Source organism: Streptomyces sp. NBC_01485, from assembly GCF_036227125.1.
Classification (GTDB): Bacteria; Actinomycetota; Actinomycetes; order Streptomycetales; family Streptomycetaceae; genus Streptomyces.
Window position 1 is genome coordinate 6,309,561 of sequence record NZ_CP109435.1, and the last position, 18,471, is coordinate 6,328,031.

Below are 18,471 nucleotides of genomic sequence, written 5' to 3' on the forward strand. Positions count from 1 at the left end.
GTGGACGCCCGCCCGTTGCCTCCCCTGCCTCAGGCCGAGGCAGGGCCGGTTACGCCGTCGCGCAGGTTGGGCAGATTCCGCGGTAGGTGACCTCTACGTCCGAGACCGTGAAGCCGTAGCGTTCCGAGTCGGGGAGGTCGGTCAGGGGGTTGCCGCTCGGGTGGACGTCCTTGATCTCGCCGCAGCGGGCGCACACCAGGTGGTGGTGCGGGCGGTGTGCGTTCGGGTCGTACCGCTTGGCTCGTTTGTCGGTGGCTACCTCGAGCACCTCGCCGAGGGAGACCAGTTCGCCGAGCGTGTTGTAGACGGTCGCCCGGGAGATCTCGGGCAGTCGCACGACCGCCCGGGAGTGCACCTCGTCGGCGGTCAGGTGGACGTGTTCGCCCTCGAGCACCTCCGCCACGACCCGCCGCTGTGCGGTCATTCGCCATCCGCGCCCGCGCAGCCGTTCCAGAAGGTCACTCATGAATCCAGCCTAGCAGCAAGCAGGACCAGGTCGCGAACAGGTGTTACTTTAGATTTTTACTTGGATTGGACTAAGTCCAAGGGTCGCCTGCTGTCGTGGCGGCGCCCAGCAGCGGATGATGTCGCGGACCGAGACGATGCCTGCCGGGCCGTTGCCGTCGAGGACGATCAGGTGGCGGAAGCCGCCGTGGGCCATGGCGCGGGCCGCCTCCTCCAGGGTCCAGGTCGGGGCGGCGAAGACCACGTTGCCGGTGGTGTGGGCGTGGGTGCGTTCGGTGTCCGGGTCCTGGCCCAGGCCGACGGAGTTGAGGATGTCCCGTTCGGTGAGGATGCCGATACCGCCGGCGTCCGGGTCCAGGACGATGGCCGCGCCGACGCGGCGGGCGGACATCAGGGCGGCGGCCTGACGGAGGGTGTGGGCGGGGCCGATGGTGAGAACCACCGTGCTCATGGCGTCGCGGACGAGCATGGGTGCGGAGTCACCTCCAATGAATCCCTGAATCCCGTGAATCCCTTGGTGGTTGCGGGATTCACGCGTTCACAAGTGGGGGGTGTCCTCAGCGTCGCAGGCAAAGCGAGGGTCAACAAGAGGGCGCGCGTGGTCAATTGAGGGCGTGCGCGCTCATCTGTGGTTCTCGGGAGTGGTCTTCAGTCGCGCTGATTGAGGTAGCCCAGCAGCTCGTCGTGGAGCAGCCCGTTGGAGGCGGCAGCGTTGCCGCTGTGCGGGCCCGGGCGGCCGTCGAGGCCCGTGAAGGTGCCGCCGGCCTCCGTTACGACGATCGCCGTCGCCGCCATGTCCCAGAGGGACAGCTCGGGTTCGGCGCACAGGTCGATCGAGCCCTCGGCGACCATCATGTACGGCCAGAAGTCGCCGTACGCGCGCGTGCGCCACACCTCACGGGTCAGGTCGAGGAAGCCGTTCAACTGCCCGCGCTCCTCCCAGCCGCTGAGCGAGGAGTACGCGAAGGAGGCGTCCGGCAGCGTCGACACGCGGGAGACGTGCAGTCGGCTCGCGGTGGACAGGCTGCGACCCGTGAACGCGCCGTACCCCTTCGCCGCCCACCAGCGCCGGCCCAGCGCGGGCGCGGAGACCACGCCGACGACGGGCTCGTAGCCGCTCTCGCCCGCCTCCATCAGCGAGATGAGCGTGGCCCAGACGGGCACGCCCCGTACGTAGTTCTTCGTACCGTCGATCGGGTCGATCACCCAGCGGCGGGGGCCGGTGCCCTCGATGCCGTACTCCTCGCCCAGGACCGCGTCCCGTGGACGGGCCCGCTGGAGCTGGCCGCGGATGAGTTCCTCGGCGGCCTTGTCGGCCTCGCTCACCGGGGTCATGTCCGGTTTGGTCTCCACCTTGAGGTCGAGGGCCTTGAACCGGTCCATGGTCGTGGCGTCGGCGGCGTCCGCGAGGACGTGCGCGAGGCGGAGATCGTCGAGGTAGTCCTGCATGGGACGAACCGTATCCGGCGGGGGAGGGCGGGGCCACACCCGGCCGGAGTACGGACGGTTCGCCGCCCAATGCCCTCCGTACGCCCCCGCAAACCCTTGACACTGCCCCCACATGCGTCAAACCTGGGCACAAGCCGCTGGCCCCAGGGAGGCGAGATGCCCGCAGCGCGCGATTCCCTACTGGACGCCGCCTTCGAGGCGCTTGCGCTACGGCCGTGGGCCGCAGTGCGGATGGTCGACGTCGCCGCGACGGCCGGGGTGTCCCGGCAGACGCTGTACAACGAGTTCGGGAGCAAGGAAGGCCTGGCCAGAGCGCTCGTCCGACGTGAGGCCGACGGGTACCTCGCCGGCGTCGAGCGGGCGCTGGCCGTGCACGGCGACGCCCGGGAGCGGCTCACCGCGACCGCGGAGTGGACCACCTCGGCCGCCCGCGCGAACGACCTCGTACGGGCCGTCCTCACCGGCTTCTGGAACGAGCGGCTGCCCTCGCCCACGCTCTCGGCGGTGCCGTCCGCCTCCGCCATACCGGCCCAGCGGCGGGCGGACGGGCCGCTGCCCTCGCCCGGCGACCTCGTGGGCGCCGTCCGAGACCGGGCCGTGGCCCTGCTCTGCGGTCCCGGCGCCCTCCGGGCCGACGCCGCCGACCTGGCCCGCTCCTGCGAGCTCGCCGTCCGTCTCGCGCTGTCCTGCGTGTCCGCGCCGCCGCCGGGTGAGGACGGGGTCGCGGAGCTGGTGCGGGGCGCCCTCCAGCGGCAGTCGGCCGTCCAGTGAGCCGAGCCCGTTCAGTCAGCGGAGCGGTTCAGTGAGCGGAGCCCGACAGCTGTAGTCCGATCACTCCCATGATCACCAGGGTGATCGAGACGATCTTCAGGGTCGACACCAGGTCGCCGAGGAAGACCATGCCGTAGATCGCCGTGCCCGCCGCGCCGATGCCCGTCCACACGGCGTAGGCGGGGCCCACGTCGAGTTTCTTCAGGGCGAGGGTCAGCAGGCCGAAACTGCCCAGGGCGAAGGCGCAGAAGGCGATGGTCGGCCAGAGCCTGGTGAAGCCGTGGGACAGCTTGAGGCAAACCGCGAAACCGGTCTCGAGCAACCCGGCCACGACGACCAGAAGCCACGCCATGTGCTGTCCCTCCGTCTGCCCGTCCGTCCGGCCCGGTCCGGCTCGGTGCGATTATGCACTTACCGGACTCGGGGCGACGCAAACAACGCGGTGGTCAGTCGCCTTCCGTGCGCTCGCGCGTCGAGAGCAGCCGGCGCAGGGAGTACAGCCGGGCCTGGTCGGCGTGGCCCTCGGCCACCCATGCGTCCAGCGCGCAGTCCGGCTCGTCGTGGCTGCACGCGCGCGGGCAGCCCTCGGTGCCCGGCACCAGGTCGGGGAAGGCGAGGACCACCCGGGACGGGTCGACGTGGTGCAGGCCGAAGGACCGCAGGCCCGGAGTGTCGATCACCCAGTCGTCCGTGCCCGCCAGGGGCAGGGCCAGCGCCGACGTCGTGGTGTGGCGGCCGCGGCCGGTCACCGCGTTGACATGGCCGGTCACCCGCCGCAGCTCCTCCGGGACCAGCGCGTTGACCAGGGTCGTCTTGCCGACGCCCGAATGCCCGACGAACGCCGTGGTCCGCCCGGCCAGCAGCTCGCGCACCCGGTCCGCCGCGTCGCCGTTCTCCAGCTCCTCGCGGCTGGTGACGACGTACGGGATGTCGAGGTGGCCGTACAGCTCCAGCAGCTTGTCCGGCGATGCCAGGTCCGACTTCGTCATGACCAGCAGCGGGGTGAGGCCGCCGTCGAACGCCGCCACCAGGCAGCGGTCGATCAGGCGGGGGCGCGGCTCCGGGTCGGCCAGCGCGGTGACGACGGCCATCTGGTCGGCGTTGGCGACGACCACGCGCTCGAACGGGTCGTCGTCGTCCGCGGTGCGGCGGAGCACCGAGGTGCGCTGCGCGATGCGGACGATGCGGGCGAGGGTGTCCTTCTTACCGGACAGGTCGCCGACGATGTCGACCCGGTCGCCCACGACCGCGGCCTTGCGGCCCAGTTCGCGGGCCTTCATCGCGAGGACGATCCGGTCCTCGACGAGGCAGGTCAGCCGGCCCCGGTCGACGGTGAGGACCATGCCCTCGACGGAGTCCTCGTGCTTGGGCCGGATATGCGTACGCGGCCGGTTGCCCTTGCGGTTCGGGCGGCTGCGGATGTCGTCCTCGTCGGTGTGCTTGCCGTAGCGGCGCATGGCGGAAGTCCCTATACCCCGGACGTCCCGAGCATCCCGGTCCACAGGTCGGGGAAGTCCGGCAGGGTCTTCGCCGTCGTCGCCACGTTCTCGATCTGCACGCCCTCCACGGCCAGGCCGATGATCGCGCCGGCCGTCGCCATGCGGTGGTCGTCGTAGGTGTGGAAGATCCCGCCGTGCAGCCGGCGCGGGCGGATGTGCAGGCCGTCGGCGGTCTCGGTGACGTCGCCGCCGAGTTCGTTGATCTCCTTGGTCAGCGCGGCCAGCCGGTCCGTCTCGTGCAGGCGCAGGTGGGACACGTTCCGCAGGGTGGACGGGGAGTCCGCGAGGGCGGCGACCGCCGCGATGCCCGGGGTCAGCTCGCCGACGTCGCCCAGGTCGACGTCGATGCCGTGGATCGAGCCCGAGCCGGTGAAGACCAGGCCGTAGTCGGTCAGTTCGCAGGAGCCGCCCATCTCGGTGAAGATCTCGCGCAGCCGGTCGCCCGGCTGGGTGGTGCGGGCAGGCCAGTCCGGGATCAGCACCCGGCCGCCCGTCACCAGCGCCGCCGCCAGGAACGGCTGGGCGTTGGACAGGTCCGGCTCGATCGTCAGGTCCCGGCCGAGCAGCGCGCCCGGCGTGACCCGCCAGACGTTCGGCTCGCCGCCCGACTCCGGGGTGTCCACCTGGGCGCCGACCGCGCGCAGCATGTCCACGGTCATCCGGATGTGCGGCAGGGAGGGCAGCGAGGAGCCGGTGTGCCGGACCTCCACGCCCTGGTTGAAGCGGGGGGCGGAGAGCAGCAGCGCCGACACGAACTGGGAGGACGACGACGCGTCGATCTCCACCGGCCCGCCGTCCAGCGCACCCGAGCCGTGCACGGTCAGCGGCAGCGCGCCCCGGCCGTCGTCGTCGATCCGGGCGCCGAGGACGCGCAGCGCGTCGATGACGCCGTTCAGGGGGCGCTCGTACGAACGCGGGTCGCCGTCGAAGCGGACGGGGCCGTCGGCGAGGGCGGCGACCGGGGGGAGGAAGCGCATGACGGTGCCCGCGTTGCCGACGTCGACCGTGGCGGGGCCGGACAGCCCGGCCGGGAGGACGCGCCAGGCCTCGCCGGTGCCCTCGGGGCCGCCCGCCACGGAGGAGCTGGACGACACGGTCTCCTCGATGCCGACGCCCAGCTCGCGCAGGGCGCCCGCCATCAGCAGGGTGTCTCGGGAGCGGAGCGGGCGGCGCAGCCAGCCGGGCTCGGAGGCGAGGGCGGCGAGGACGAGAGCGCGGTTGGTGACGGACTTCGACCCCGGCACGTGGACCGTCGCGTCGACGGCCTCGCTCGCGTACGGGGCGGGCCAGAGGGCGGTGTGGGCGGGGTTCACGGGCATGCGGCCACTTTAGTCGCCGGTCGGCGTTCGGGTGCGGCGGCGGCGTCTTGGCCGGCCGCGCCCCGCGGCGCGGCCGCGGACGTCACAGGCCCAGCAGCCAGCGACCCCCGCCCATCAGCGCGCACAGGCTCACCGCGTGGAAGAGGAACAGCCACAGGGCCGCCGGGACGTGGGTCAGGCGGGAGAGCTGGTCGGCGTCCGAGTCGCCGGCGCCGCCGCGTGCGCGCTTCGACTGGAGTTCGAAGGCCGGGCGGACCCCGCCGAGCAGCAGGAACCACACCACCGCGTACGCGAAGGCCGCCTGCACCTGGGGGCCGGCCAGCCAGGACACCAGCAGGAACGTGCCGCCGGTGAGGACCACCGTCAGGGCGCCGTAGGCGTTGCGGATCATCACCAGCATCGCCACCAGGAGGGCCGTCGCCAGCCACAGCAGGAGGGTGATGCGGCCCGCGCCGAGGAGGGCGGCGCCGCCCAGCCCGAGCAGCGGGGGAGCGGTGTAGCCGGCGGCCGCCGTGAGGATCATGCCGAGGCCGTGCGGCTTGCCGCGGCTGACGGTCAGGCCGCTGGTGTCGGAGTGCAGGCGTATCCCGGTGAGCCGGCGGCCGGTCAGCAGCGCGACCAGACCGTGGCCGCCCTCGTGGGCGATGGTGATGGCGTTGCGCGAGAGACGCCAGAGGCTGTGCGGCACGACCACCGCGAGGGCCGCGACCGCCGTGGCGATCACCACCCACAGGTCGGGATCGGTCTGGGTGCCGACGAGACGGTCCCACAGGTCGGGCAGCGCGGTGGCGGCGATGCTGTCCATGCTGGCCATGGTCTGAGGTGGCTCCCTCTGGTCGTACGGAGTCTGGCAGTGTGGCACGTATGTGCGGACGGTATCTGAGACGCTGACTTAGCAGCGATCGTTCCTGACGGCAAACATGCAGATCACAGCTTTAGAGCCCCGGAATGATCCGGGGCTCTTGCTGTACCTGTGCTGACTGTGTGCTGGCCTGAAGGCACCTGTGAGGTCGAGGCGGATGTGCAGGGCCTCGTCGAGGCGCACATGGAGACGATGCTAGGGGTCCGGTTCCTGGCGAGCGAGTACAGCACCGGGCCGGTTCACGGCGGCCGAATCGACTCTCTGGGCCTCGACGAGAACGGGGCGGCGGTGGTCGTGGAATTCAAGCGCGGCACCGACGCCGGCGTGATCCATCAGGGCCTCTACTACATGGCGTGGCTGATGGACCACAAGGCAGAGTTCCGGCCCCTGGTCCGGGACCGGCTCGGGGTGACGGCCGCGTCCCAGGTCCTGTGGAGTGGACCGCGCCTGATCTGTATCGCAGGCGACTTCACCCGCTACGACGTGCATGCCGTGCGCGAGCACCGGCGCTCGATCGACCTGGTCCGCTACCGAGCTTCGGCAGCGACCTGCTCGGGCTTGAGACCGTGGCGTCGGTGAGCGGCGGCATGCAAGTGGCCCGCCGGGTGCGCCGACAGGCGGTTGCTCGGGCGGCGGCCGACGTCCAGGGCGCGTCGATGGTGGAGTTGGCGGGTGCGGTCGACGAGGCGCTGCTCGGGCTCGGGGACGGCGTGAACTGTGTCGAGCGCAAGCAGACCGTCCGAGATCCAGAAGCAGCGGCCGCCGAGAGCCTCGCCGCTTCCTGCCCAGGTCTCCATCAAGCGTTCGACTTCGGCGACCGTGAAGACAGTCGCGCTCCACCGGGAGCCGTCCTTGAGGTCCACGAAGACATCGACGTTGCACACCGAGTCCAACTCCTCGGCCGGGCTCGGCAGGAACGATGCCTCGAAGGCGTCTGTGCGAACCCGGTACCACGGCCCGTCCCAGCCTCGGCCGACCGATTCGGGCGATGCGCTACGACTCATCGTGCGAGTGTCTCCAGCCGGCCTGACGATCTCAACCAAGATCTCAGCCGTGCTGCTTCCCGCGACATAGCTGGGGACGTTCATCCGTACGCGGCTGGGGAGCTTAGGTCGTACGCCGACATCGCCGACCTCGCCAAGCGCCGCATGCGCAGCAAGATTCCCGAGCTGAGCCAGGCACTGACAGGCCGCTTCCGCGAACACCACGCCTTCCTGACCCGCCTCTGCCTCGACCAGTACGACCACCTGTCCGAGGCCATCAACCAGCTGACGGCCCGCATCGAGGAGGCGATGATCCCATTCCACCCGGTCCTGGACTTGCTGGACACGATCCCGGGAGTGAACCAGGCGGTGGCCGAGGTGATCGTGGCCGAGACCGGAGGTGACATGGCCCGTTTCCCCTCGGCGTGTGTCCTGAACATGGAAGGAAGTTGCATGTAGGAGCGATTTCCGGAAGTGATGCTGTGCGAGAGATGAAGGTTTCGTGGCCCTTCGGAGCCGCCCTGCGGGGGGAGGCTTCAAACCGCCTCATGCTGCGTTAGCTGAAGACTGTCGTGGTGAGCGATGAGGAAAAGGCGTCGTAAGAGGCGTCAGGTGGGGACCGGAAAGACGAACGCAAGTGAATCGCTGCTGACGTGTCGTAAGGAAACCAGACGACATCGAAACCGGGGTGTGTCAAGAACTCCGGGATGAGCCTGGCGGGTGCCCGTTTATTGGCCAGGCGGTGTCCGGCATGTAGGCGACGTGAGTCCGGTCTGCGGCTCTCGCATGGAACAGGAGAAGGCAGGTCCGATACGCCCTGACGCAAGGTCGGGGGAGAGGGAGTGCCCCAAGCGGAGGACACCGTAAGGGGTCGAGTACCGATGCGGACCCTGCTGGCAGACCGGCCCGTAGTAGTGACGAAGCCCCTGTAATGAGGGTGGAGCGAAGGGGCCGGGTCGTTCGTGACTGAGTTGATCACATCAACCGGGCAGTAGCCCGGGAGGAGTGCGATGGGCCAGTTGAAGTCTCAGATCAAGCCGTTTGATATTTCGAAGTGGGAAGTCAAGGAGGCGTGGGAGGAAGTCAGGTCACATAGGGGCGCACCCGGCGTGGACGGGCAGAGCATCGAGGACTTCGAGAAGGACCTGAAGGGCAACCTTTACAAGGTATGGAACCGTATGTCGTCGGGCTCGTACTTCCCGCCGCCGGTGCGCGCGGTGGAGATTCCTAAGCCAAGCGGAGGCGGCACGAGAATGCTCGGCATTCCCGCTGTCGCCGATCGTGTGGCCCAGACCGTCGTTGCCCGGCATCTGATGCGAAGGGTGGACCCTGTATTCCACCCGGACAGCTACGGATACCGGCCTGGTCGGTCCGCCTTGGACGCGGTGGAAAGGTGCCGGGAGCGCTGCTGGAAGCGGGACTGGGTGGTGGAGTTCGACATCGCCAAGTTCTTCGACAGCGTGCCCTGGGACCTGCTGGTCAAGGCGGTGGAGGCTCACACCGACGCCGTTTGGGTGAACTTGTACGTGCGGCGGTGGCTCGCCGCCCCGCTCGTCCTGCCCGATGGCTCCCTGCTGGAACGGGAACGCGGAACCCCGCAAGGGGCCCCGGTGTCTCCCGTCCTGGCGAACCTGTTCCTGCACTACGCGTTCGACACCTGGATGGCCCGGGAGTTCCCGAGCGTCTGGTTCGAACGCTATGCGGACGATGCGGTGCTGCACTGCGTCACCGAGCGCCAGGCCCGCCATGTGCTGGCCGCGCTCAGGGACAGGATGGTCGAGGTCGGGTTGCAGCTGCACCCGGACAAGACCCGGATCGTCTACTGCAAGGACTCGTACCGGCGTGGCTCCTATGAGCACACGTCGTTCACGTTCCTCGGGTACACGTTCCGCCCCAGGAAGAACCGGAATCGGCACGGCAAGCAGTTCCTGTCGTTCGAGCCGGCCATCAGCAGGCAGGCCCTGACCCGGATCGGTCGCGAGGTGCGTTCATGGCAATTGCACCTTCGTAGCGGCACCTCCTTCGGAGACCTCGCCCGCACGATCAACCGTGTGGTCGGGGGGTGGATCAACTACTACGGACGTTTCCGGCCGTGGGAGCTGTTCCCCTTCGTGATGCGCATCAACGCCTACCTGGTGCGTTGGATCCGCAAGAAGTACAAGCGGCTCGCAAGCCGCCGGAAGGCCCACGCGAAGCTCGTGGAGATCGCACAGCGGTACCCGCGGATGTTCGCGCACTGGCGTCTCACCACCGCGGCCTGCGAGATCTGAAGATCAGAACGACAAGAGCCGTGTAACGGGAGACTTTTACGCACGGTTCTGTGAGGGCCGAGGGGTGAGATCCCCCTCGGCTACTCGATAAGGCACCTGGCCTCCTGGGCCGGACTGTGTCCCGGCCATCACGAGTCGGCCGGCCGGATCCGCAGCACCCGGGTCCGGACCGGCAACCCCTACCTCAAAGGGGCCCTCGGAATGGCCGCATTCGGAGCGGCAAGGGCCAAGGACTCGTTCCTGCAAGCCCGCTACAAGCGGCTGACCGCCCGCCGCGGCCCGATCAAGGCCCTCGTCGCCGTCGAACACTCGATCATTACTGCGGTCTGGCACATGCTCCACGACAACGTGCCCTATCACGAGCTCGGCGGCAGCTACTTCACCCAGCGGGACCCCGAGCGGGCCGCACGCCGAGCAGTGTCCCGGCTCAACGAGCTCGGCTACCGCATCACCCTCGACCCCCTCGAAGCCGCCGGATGACCGAGCACGGCCGAAGCCCGGCGGAGACGCCCCGACCGGGCCCGCACCCCTGCCCCAACCCCAACCACCTGCAGTTATTTACGCGTCAGAGTCGCTCAATGGGCGGGAAGCCGTCCCCGCCTGCTCACGGCTGACGACGAGGACTTCGTCATCCAGACGGCGGTCGGCGTCGAGCGCGGTGCGCGCTCGACAGGCGCGGGCAGGCTCAGCCGACGGGGTCGCCGTCAAGCCGCTCCACGGGGGCGACGTCCCTGGTCGGTGCGGCCTCGCTCGTGGCCGCGGGCTGTCGGTCGAGCCCGAGCACGAGTGGTACGGCCAGCACGCTGATCGCGGTGAGGAACACCCAGGGCAGCGCCGCACCGCCCTCCAACAGTGCCGTGAGCAGCGCCGGGGCGACAGCACCGCCGACCGACCAGGACAGCTGGTAGACAGCCAGATAACGGCCCCGCAGATGCTCGGGCGCCATCACCACGCTCAGTTCGCTGGTCGCCGGCGTGCCGAGGATCTCGGCCACGGTGTAGAGCACCATCGCAATCAGCAGCCCGGCGATCACCGCCCAGCCGGGCAGCACGAGCAGCGTGCCGAAGACGGCGAACGACGCCGCGTTGAACACCAGGGCCAGCATCAGCGCCGTCACCGGCCTGTGGGCCTCGCTCCACCGGCTGGCAAGGGTCTGGAGCAGCGTGACCATGACCGTGTTCAGCACGACGAGCACGCCGACGACCCAGGCGCCGACATCGAGGTTGTCCGCCGCGTAGACGGCGAGCAGCACCGTGATCACCGTGGAGGCGAAGGCGAAGGAGATGTTCGTCGCGGCCAGCCGCAGATACCGGGTGTCCTTCAACACGGTGCGATAGCCGCCCGAGAGCTGTCCGGTGGTTTCGCCCACCACCTGCTCCGGCTCGACGGGCTTCGGCTCCGCGGGCCCGGTGCCGGCCGCCTCGCTCGTGTCCGCGCCCCGGAAGGTGATCACAAGCCAGCCTGCGACGGCGAAGGTGACCACGTTGATCACCACGACCGCCCGCAGCCCGGCGACGGTTCCGATGCTCAGGGCCACCGCGGACGCGGCGCCGCCGAAACCGACGCCGACATTGCGCAGGGCACGGACGAAGCCGAACCAGCGGGCCCGCTCGACGCCCCGAGCGACCAGCACGATGAGCGGACTGTTGCCCATCCAGAAAGCGGTGGAACCCAGTTGCACCACGAACTGCCACAGCACGATCTGCCAGACCGCGTGCGAGAACAGGAAACCGATGAATCCGGCCACCGAAATCCAGTTACCCGCAGCCACCACGATGCGTGGACCGTATTTGTCCAACAGGAGCCCGATAAAAGGCGGAACGGGCAGGGCGAGCAGCTGGCCGGCGGTCAGCGCTGCGCCGACGGCGACCAGTGACAGCGACGTCGTCTTCACGAAGAAGACGACGGTGAACGCCATCACCAACCCGGTTCCCAGGCTGTCGATCAGATTGGCCGCGACGAATCGGCCTTTCCCCGCGAGGTCCGGCAGACCCCAGGCCGTCTCAATCCGACGCCACGCCGAAGGCGCGGGGGAATACTGCGGCATCATGACTTCTCTTTACTTCGCCGCATCGGCGGGCAATTCGCCCGCGGCAGGCACTTCGCCCGCGGCGGGCAGCTCGCTCTGATGGAAGACGGCTGCGCAGCGCGCCCTGGGTCGCGACATGACGGAAATGACGCTGCCCGAACCGGCCGGCACCACCTTGGCATATGCTCCTGCATAACCATGCGGGGTGTAGAACATGCCATAGGCCGCATGCCATTCCTCGGTTTCCCCGGATATCGGGTCCACCACAAGCTCAGGCCGGGGGATCACTCTCTGTTGTACGATACATCCTTCGGCGGCGGAGTCCTCCAGAGCCCGCCGCCAGGTGGCGTCGTCCGTTTCCCAGCCCACCACGGCGCCGGCTCCGCCGCCGCGCGCGTTGACCTTCAGGATCAACTGCTCTCGCCGCTCCAGGCATTCGTCGACGAGGTCGGTGTCGGTCTTGAGCGCGTCAGTGTTGATCAGCCGGGTCCAGGGCAGCACCCGGTCGATGAGCCGGCACTCGTCCTCGCTGAGGTTGCGCCGCCGCGCCGGGTCCGAAAGCAGCGCCATACAGGCCTTGTTGGCGAACATGTTGCTGGAAAGCGGGGTCCACAGCAGCGTCCCGCCCGCCCGGTGCGCACGCAGCAGGGGTGCGACCAGGTCCCAGCCGTCGGGTTCCTCGTCGATCTGGTCCGGGACGAAGGAGCGGTAGACCACGTCGATCTTCGTGTCCCCGAGGTAGAGCGCCCCGCCGCGTTCGTGCACGTCGGAGACCTCGGCCACCAGGATGTCGAGGCCCGCCGAGCGCAGTGCGGACTGGAAGTTGAGCCAGAACTCGCCGTAGTCCGTCAGACCGCCACGCCATTCCAGCAGGGCCACCACCGGCTCGCGGCCGGGCGCCACCCGGGCGCCGAAGCGGCGCAGCGCCTCCACCGCGGCGCGAACGGGATGCACGTAACCGAGCCGATTCCGGCGCGCGAAGCCGGCGAAGGCGTCGACCTCCATCGCCGCCCTGGAGATTTCACTCGCGAGACCCCAACCGCCGGCCTCGCTCCCCAGATTGAACTCGAGGAGTTTGAACGAGGTGCCGTCGTGGTACATGTCGGCCCGGCCATAGTGGGGTGGCACCATGTCGCCGAACCGCCGTATCGCTTCCCAGCGGCCGTCGCTGATGCCGAGCACCGACCGGAATGCCTCCAGATCGCCGCCGAACATCCGGTCCGGCAAGGAAAGAAGTGTTTCGACGAGGTTCTGCAGGTCATCGGCGAACTCGAGAATCTCACGCTCGACGACGAAGAGGGGTCTGGCCAAATACTCGCCATGCCAAGGTGCGAGCGTCGGGAAGTCCTTTACGTGCTGGGCGACCGCGGGCAACTCGCTGCCCGGTGTGCGGAACTCCTCGTTGTACTGGGCTGTTACCCGCTCCGCCGGCATGAAGTCTCCCTGCTCGATGGTGACTGGGCTCCCCAGCCCGCAGGGGCACTGTTTCACCCCGGTCTGCGAAGCGACTCAACTGCGGCTCAATTCTCGGTTGCCGCCCCCTGCGGACACGGAACATCTGTGTTATCAGTAGGATGCTTGAACACCCGAAAGGAATGGTTCTGCGGCCATGGGGGGACGTCTGTTTTCGGTTGTGCCGCAAGAGTGGCGAGCGCCCGTGGAACGGATCTCGGACTTCTCCCCGGCCGTCGTCGTCCGGATCCTGACCCGCCGAACGTGCCGCGGGGGCCCGAAGTCGAGTGCGTCTTCTCGCTGCCACCCGAGCCGGCGCCGCGGAAGGAAACGTCAGGCTGCTCATCCAGCTCCTACCGGGTGATCCGGCTGCTGCCGGGCGAAATCTCCTCACACTGTGGGCTGTTCATCCTGCTCGCCGCGTTCAGCGGCGGGGGGAGAGAGATCGACCGGGTAATCGCCACCCCGGTCGGCAACGGCCTCACCGACAGCCAGATTGCCACCCGCATCAACCACTCGCCGCACATGGTCAGTTATCACCTACGCAAGATGTTCCGCACACTCTGCGTCCGATCGCCCAGCGGACTCGCGGGCACGGTCGGGCAGAGAGACTATGGGAGGCGCCATGACCGCCACGACGGACACCTTCACCGACGCCGTCGGCGGGCTCGGGGACACCGAGTGGGACGGGCTCGCCGACGGCAGGTTCTACTCGTCGGCGCTGTGGCTGCGCCAGTGCGCCCTCGACCCCGGGTCGGTCTCCGGTGGACTGCACGTCGAGACCCCAGGCGGCGGCCGGGCCGCCATCCCCGTGGCGGCGGTGGCCGACGAGCCCAACCCGCCCCTGCAGTGGCACGACCTGCTTGCCGCGCGCGGCCTACCGGCGCCCGAACCGGGCGGCTTGCTCGTCGGCCAGCGCCGCGGCTATCTGGCGCACCTGCTGACCGGCGAGGGAACTGATCGGACCGAGGCCGCCGCCGCGGTGCTCGACGCGGTCCGCGCGCTGCGCTCACCGCTGCACGAGGAGTCGAAGATCGCCCGCGTGGCGATGTACCTGACCACCGAGGACGTGCGGGCGCTGCGCGCGGCGGGGGTGCGGACCGCCCCGGTCGCGCTGACTACCGACGCCTGGATCGAGATCCCGCCCGGCGGCTACCACGCCTGGCTGGAATCGCTGTCCGCGCACCGGGCCCGTCGTATTCGCAGCGAGGTACGGAAGTTCGAGAAGGCCGGATACAAGGTGGAGCACCGAACGCTCGCCGAGTCCTGGCAGGACGTCGCCCGGCTGCTGGCCCGTTCGCTACTGCGCTACGGCAGGACCATCGACGTGGCCGCGACGGCCGAGTCCTTCCGCAAGCAGGGCGAACTCGCCGGTTCGCGCGCCGAAGTGGTGCTGTGCTCGCGCCCCGGTGAACCGCCGGTCGGCTTCTGCCAGTACTACCGTTGGGGCGACACCGTGTATCTGCGGGCACTCGGTCTCGACCACGACCGACTCGCCTCTGCCGCCGAGTACTTCAACATCACCTACTACATGGCGGCGCGGCTGCCGGGAGTGCGGTGGGTGCACGCGGGCACCGAGACCGCGGAAGGAAAGGCGCTGCGCGGCGCGACGCTCCGACCGCTGTGGCTGCTGGACCTGTCCGAGGACAGCCCGCTGGCCGGGTACGGCGAGGAGATCCGCGAGCACAACCGCGCCCTGCTCGCCCGCCTGCGAGACTCCTCGCCCGCAATTTCCGCCGCCCTGGAGTACGAGCTCTGGGACCCTTACTGCTGAGGCCAACTGCCGCCGCAGTGAAAGGAGTTTCCTAACGCCGCGGACCCGACCCGCTCGTGTGGAAATCTACGCTGAGGAAGGACAACGACACTCAGCATGCGACCGGGATCCAGAGCACCTTCTGATACACAAGGACATGGCCGACGCGCACCGGAACACGCGTACCAGCAAGTCGCGTACCGACCCGGGCAATGCCAGGGTCGCGCCGGGCTCGTCCACTTGTCCGCGTCGCCTTCCGGCCCCACGTCACGGTTGGGCAGTTCGACAGCGCATAACTCACATGGGCCCGCTGTCGCGCTCGGCTCGTCCTGGGTGCGACGGGTGGGCGCCCTCTGCCCCTGGCACGGGTCCGTGCCCGCGCCCCTGCCAGCCGGCCATGACGCGGCGGTGCCCGTTGCGCGCAGCGGCTGGTCAGCGGATTGCGCGGTCACAGAGAGGCCGAGATTCGGTGCGAGCCGACGCCGGAGAGGCCGACTTCGAGGCCGGCGACCAGAAAGTCGTGGACGGATGGACAGCCCCTCTCTTTTCCCTCACCAAGTTTTTGTCGCACCGCACTTGAGTCGCGATTGAGCCGCCCCCACCGACCCCATGCCACACTCGCCCCATGCTCCACCGACGTGCTGATCAACCTCTGATCGAACGGACACGGCAAATCCGCAGGGGCCTCACCGAAACCCCCCTGATTCCCCTGGCCGACGAGCGATGCGACATCGTCACCAAGCTGGAATTCTGCAACCCCACCGGAAGCAGCAAAGACCGTTCAGCACTGTGGATCCTGGAACAGGCAATCAGACGCGGCGAAATAACACACGACACCACTGTCATCGAATCATCCTCCGGCAACTTCGCCCTGGCCCTGGCCTTCTACTGCCGCATGCTCGCCATCCCCTTCATCCCGGTCATCGACCCCCACTGCAACCACGCCACCGAAACCCAACTCCGCCTCCTGTGCGAACACGTGGAAAAAGTCACCCTCCGCGACACCACCGGCAGCTACCTCAAAGCCCGCCTGTCCCGCGTACAGGAACTCCTGACCCAACTCCACTCCGCCTACTGGCCCAACCAATACGCCAACCCCGACGCCCGCGACGCCCACCACCGCTTCACCGCCACCGAACTCATCACACAAGCCGGACCCCTCGACTACCTCTTCGTCGGCGTAGGCACCGGCGGCACCATCGCCGGACTCTCCCACCGAATCAAAGAAACCTACCCCCACTGCCACATCATCGCCGTCGACGCTGAAGGCTCCGTCATCTTCGGCGGCCCACCCAAAAAACGACGCATCCCCGGCATCGGCTCCAGCATCATCCCCCCACTGTGCACCCAGGCACTCATCGACCACGTCGAGATCGTCCCCGAAGCACGCACCGCCGAAGCCTGCCGCACCCTCGCCACCACCCACGGCCTCTACGCCGGAGGCTCCACCGGCAGCACCTACGCCGCCATCCAGAACCACTTCACCCAACACCCACCCGGCACACACCGCCCCCGGGTCGCCTTCATCGCCGCCGACCGCGGCCACGCCTACGCCCAGACCATCTACAACCCCACCTGGGTCCAGCAACTGCGCACAGATGCCAAACACAGCGTCGAAGCCCTGGCCGCCAACTGAAGGAGAACCGCCCCGTGCCCACCCCGTACCCGCCGCCGATGACCGTGATCGGTGCGGGCGACATCGCCGCCGAGACGGACCGTCACCGTCCGGAGCTCATCGAGGTCGTCCGTGCCGCCTACCTCGCGCACGACGCCGGACAGAGCTCGAACCCGCACAGCTCGTTCCTGCGCTTCCCGCACCAGGACCGGCCGCGCATCATCTCCCTGCCGGCCTATCTGGGCGGCGAGTTCGAGGTCGCCGGCAACAAGTGGATCGCCAGCTTTCCGGACAACACGCGGCACGGAATCCCCCGCGCCTCGGCCACGCTGATCCTCAACGACTGCGTCACCGGCTACCCGTTCGCCTGCATGGAGTCCTCGATCGTCTCGGCGACGCGGACCGCGGCCTCCGCGGTGCTCGGCGCGCAGACGCTGCTCGGCGCGCGCCGAGCCCGCCGGGTCGGCATCGTGGGCACGGGTCTGATCGCCCAGCACGTATGGCGGTTCCTGCGTGATCTCGACTGGGAGATCGACGGCTTCCGGCTCTTCGACCTCGACCCGGCGGCGGCGGGCCGTTTCGGCGCCGTCGTGGCCGAGCACTCAGAGGCCGAGATCGTGGTCGCCGACAAGGTGGAGGACGCGTTCACCGACTGCGACCTGGTGCTGCTGACCACGGTGGCCGGCGAACCGCACCTGCACGACCCCCAGCTGCTGGCCCACAACCCGGTGGTGCTGCACCTGTCGCTGCGCGACCTCTCCCCCAAGATGATCCTCGCCGCCCAGAACTTCACCGACGACGTCGACCACGCCGTGCGCGAGCGCACTTCGCTGCACCTGACCGAACAGCGCACCGGCAACCGCGACTTCATCGACGGCACCCTCGCCGACCTGCTGCGCGAGCGGCTGCGCCGCAACCACGGACGCCCGGCGATCTTCTCGCCGTTCGGACTCGGCGTACTCGACCTCGCTGTCGGCAAGTGGGTGCACGACCGGGTCGTCGCGGCGGGCCGGGGCCGCCGCGAGAGTGACTTCTTCACCGGAGTGGGGGCCTGACGCATGAGCACCTCACCCGCCCCGCGCCCCGCCGGGGACCGGTACGTCGTCGTGGTGAACCATGAGGAGCAGTACTCGATCTGGTTCGCCGACCGTGCCCTGCCCGCCGGCTGGACTGCAACCGGCGCGCAGGGCACCCGCCAGGAGTGCCTGGACCACATCGAGCAGGTGTGGACCGACCTGACCCCGCGCTCCGTGCGAGCGTCACGATGACGGCCGCCGCCCTCGCAGCGGCCTGGCTGCGCGGGCTCGACAGCCGCGAACTCACCGCGCAGCGGCGTCTGTTCGTCTTCCCGCACGCCGGAGCAGGTGCCTCCGCCTACCGGCTGGCGGCGTATCTGCCGGACAGCGTCGAAGTCTGTACGGTCCAGTTGCCCGGCCGGGAGAACCGGCTCGCCGAACCGGCCCTGACGTCCCTGGACGACGCTGTGGCCGCGCTCGCGCCGCTCATCGCTGATCACACCGACCTGCCGTACGCCTTCTTCGGACACAGCATGGGCTCCCTGATCGCCTTCGAGACGGCCCGGCGGCTGCGCGCACTCGGCACGCGCCTGCCTGACCGCCTGTTCCTGTCGGGCATGCGCGCCCCCGGCATGCCGGACGGCGACCCGAGGCACACGCTGCCGGACGACAAGCTGCTCGCCACCGCCGAATTCGACGGCGTGGACGCCGAATTGCAGCAGCTGCTGCTGCCGGTGCTGCGTGCGGACCTGACGCTGTGCGAGACGTACACGCACCGGGCCGAGGCACCCCTGCCCTGTCCGCTGACCGTTCTGGCAGGCTCGGACGACGACAGCGTCGGCGAGACGGAACTCGTCGCCTGGCGCGAGCACACCTCGGCCGACTTCGAACTGCACCTGTTCCCGGGCGTTCCCCACCTGTATGTGCGCGGCGCGGAACGACAGCTGGCGGAGACGATCACACGCACCTTCCCCGCGCGGGGATGAGG

18 protein-coding genes and 2 pseudogenes are annotated in these 18,471 nt (G+C 69.1%); 10 read left to right on the top strand and 10 right to left on the bottom strand.

Features of this window, described 5'->3' with window-relative positions; translation table 11 throughout:
• Positions 1-49 precede the first annotated feature (49 nt).
• The 3 genes from OG352_RS28645 to hisN all read right to left on the bottom strand — a co-directional run bounded on the left by OG352_RS28645 (position 50) and on the right by hisN (position 1,914).
• Positions 50-466, bottom strand: coding sequence for a Fur family transcriptional regulator (locus OG352_RS28645; RefSeq protein WP_329220864.1), 417 nt, complete (start codon positions 464-466; stop codon positions 50-52).
• 48 nt (positions 467-514) lie between these two features.
• The gene (locus OG352_RS28650) at positions 515-934 is read right to left on the bottom strand and encodes a CBS domain-containing protein (RefSeq protein WP_329220866.1); all 420 of its coding nucleotides are present in this window, start codon (positions 932-934) and stop codon (positions 515-517) included.
• A 179-nt stretch (positions 935-1,113) separates the two neighbouring features.
• Positions 1,114-1,914: a histidinol-phosphatase gene (gene hisN / locus OG352_RS28655; RefSeq protein WP_329220867.1), complete on the bottom strand. Its 801-nt coding sequence runs from the start codon at positions 1,912-1,914 to the stop codon at positions 1,114-1,116.
• A 156-nt stretch (positions 1,915-2,070) separates the two neighbouring features.
• Between hisN and OG352_RS28660 the strand changes: the two genes are divergently transcribed.
• The gene (locus OG352_RS28660) at positions 2,071-2,685 is read left to right on the top strand and encodes a TetR/AcrR family transcriptional regulator (protein ID WP_329220869.1); all 615 of its coding nucleotides are present in this window, start codon (positions 2,071-2,073) and stop codon (positions 2,683-2,685) included.
• Positions 2,686-2,713: 28 nt separating this feature from the next.
• On the opposite strand, the gene OG352_RS28665 is transcribed toward OG352_RS28660, so the two are convergent.
• From OG352_RS28665 to OG352_RS28680, 4 genes are all read right to left on the bottom strand, one after another.
• Positions 2,714-3,037 (bottom strand): DMT family transporter, encoded by a 324-nt coding sequence (locus OG352_RS28665; RefSeq protein ID WP_329220870.1) that lies wholly within the window; start codon positions 3,035-3,037, stop codon positions 2,714-2,716.
• Positions 3,038-3,131: 94 nt separating this feature from the next.
• On the bottom strand, positions 3,132-4,142 hold the full coding sequence (gene rsgA / locus OG352_RS28670; protein ID WP_329220871.1) for a ribosome small subunit-dependent GTPase A: 1,011 nt from the start codon (positions 4,140-4,142) through the stop codon (positions 3,132-3,134).
• Positions 4,143-4,153: 11 nt separating this feature from the next.
• Entirely contained in the window at positions 4,154-5,503 is a 1,350-nt protein-coding gene (aroA, locus tag OG352_RS28675) for a 3-phosphoshikimate 1-carboxyvinyltransferase (protein WP_329220872.1), read from the bottom strand.
• Between the two features lie 82 nt (positions 5,504-5,585).
• Positions 5,586-6,308: a M50 family metallopeptidase gene (locus OG352_RS28680; protein ID WP_329220874.1), complete on the bottom strand. Its 723-nt coding sequence runs from the start codon at positions 6,306-6,308 to the stop codon at positions 5,586-5,588.
• Between the two features lie 168 nt (positions 6,309-6,476).
• Between OG352_RS28680 and OG352_RS28685 the strand changes: the two are divergent.
• A pseudogene (locus OG352_RS28685) lies at positions 6,477-7,099 on the top strand (DUF5655 domain-containing protein); the annotation flags it as partial.
• Here the strand turns inward: OG352_RS28685 and OG352_RS28690 are convergent.
• Positions 7,085-7,369: pseudogene (locus tag OG352_RS28690) on the bottom strand (hypothetical protein); the annotation flags it as partial. The pseudogenes OG352_RS28685 and OG352_RS28690 sit on opposite strands and share 15 nt — an antisense overlap.
• Positions 7,370-7,513: 144 nt before the next feature.
• Between OG352_RS28690 and OG352_RS28695 the strand changes: the two are divergent.
• The 3 genes from OG352_RS28695 (at position 7,514) to OG352_RS28705 (ending at position 10,098) form a co-directional block, all read left to right on the top strand.
• A complete protein-coding gene (locus tag OG352_RS28695; protein ID WP_329224200.1) occupies positions 7,514-7,807 on the top strand; it encodes a transposase in 294 nt (97 codons plus the stop codon).
• 551 nt (positions 7,808-8,358) lie between these two features.
• On the top strand, positions 8,359-9,618 hold the full coding sequence (gene ltrA / locus OG352_RS28700) for a group II intron reverse transcriptase/maturase (RefSeq protein WP_329220876.1): 1,260 nt from the start codon (positions 8,359-8,361) through the stop codon (positions 9,616-9,618).
• A 96-nt stretch (positions 9,619-9,714) separates the two neighbouring features.
• Positions 9,715-10,098, top strand: a complete 384-nt coding sequence (locus tag OG352_RS28705) for a transposase (RefSeq protein ID WP_329224003.1) — start codon at positions 9,715-9,717, stop codon at positions 10,096-10,098.
• Between the two features lie 205 nt (positions 10,099-10,303).
• On the opposite strand, the gene OG352_RS28710 is transcribed toward OG352_RS28705, so the two are convergent.
• Both OG352_RS28710 and OG352_RS28715 read right to left on the bottom strand, forming a co-directional pair.
• Entirely contained in the window at positions 10,304-11,668 is a 1,365-nt protein-coding gene (locus OG352_RS28710; RefSeq protein ID WP_329220877.1) for an MFS transporter, read from the bottom strand.
• 9 nt (positions 11,669-11,677) lie between these two features.
• Positions 11,678-13,081 (bottom strand): hypothetical protein, encoded by a 1,404-nt coding sequence (locus tag OG352_RS28715; protein ID WP_329220879.1) that lies wholly within the window; start codon positions 13,079-13,081, stop codon positions 11,678-11,680.
• A 643-nt stretch (positions 13,082-13,724) separates the two neighbouring features.
• Between OG352_RS28715 and OG352_RS28720 the strand changes: the two genes are divergently transcribed.
• The 5 genes from OG352_RS28720 (at position 13,725) to OG352_RS28740 (ending at position 18,469) form a co-directional block, all read left to right on the top strand.
• Entirely contained in the window at positions 13,725-14,873 is a 1,149-nt protein-coding gene (locus tag OG352_RS28720) for a GNAT family N-acetyltransferase (RefSeq protein WP_329220881.1), read from the top strand.
• Positions 14,874-15,477: 604 nt separating this feature from the next.
• Positions 15,478-16,488: a 2,3-diaminopropionate biosynthesis protein SbnA gene (gene sbnA / locus OG352_RS28725; RefSeq protein WP_329220883.1), complete on the top strand. Its 1,011-nt coding sequence runs from the start codon at positions 15,478-15,480 to the stop codon at positions 16,486-16,488.
• A 38-nt stretch (positions 16,489-16,526) separates the two neighbouring features.
• A complete protein-coding gene (sbnB, locus tag OG352_RS28730; RefSeq protein WP_443072509.1) occupies positions 16,527-17,522 on the top strand; it encodes a 2,3-diaminopropionate biosynthesis protein SbnB in 996 nt (331 codons plus the stop codon).
• 3 nt (positions 17,523-17,525) lie between these two features.
• Positions 17,526-17,735, top strand: coding sequence for an MbtH family protein (locus OG352_RS28735; protein ID WP_329220885.1), 210 nt, complete (start codon positions 17,526-17,528; stop codon positions 17,733-17,735).
• Positions 17,693-18,469, top strand: coding sequence for a thioesterase II family protein (locus tag OG352_RS28740; protein WP_329220886.1), 777 nt, complete (start codon positions 17,693-17,695; stop codon positions 18,467-18,469). Before OG352_RS28735 ends, OG352_RS28740 begins: the two co-directional genes overlap by 43 nt.
• The last annotated feature ends 2 nt before the right edge of the window (positions 18,470-18,471 follow it).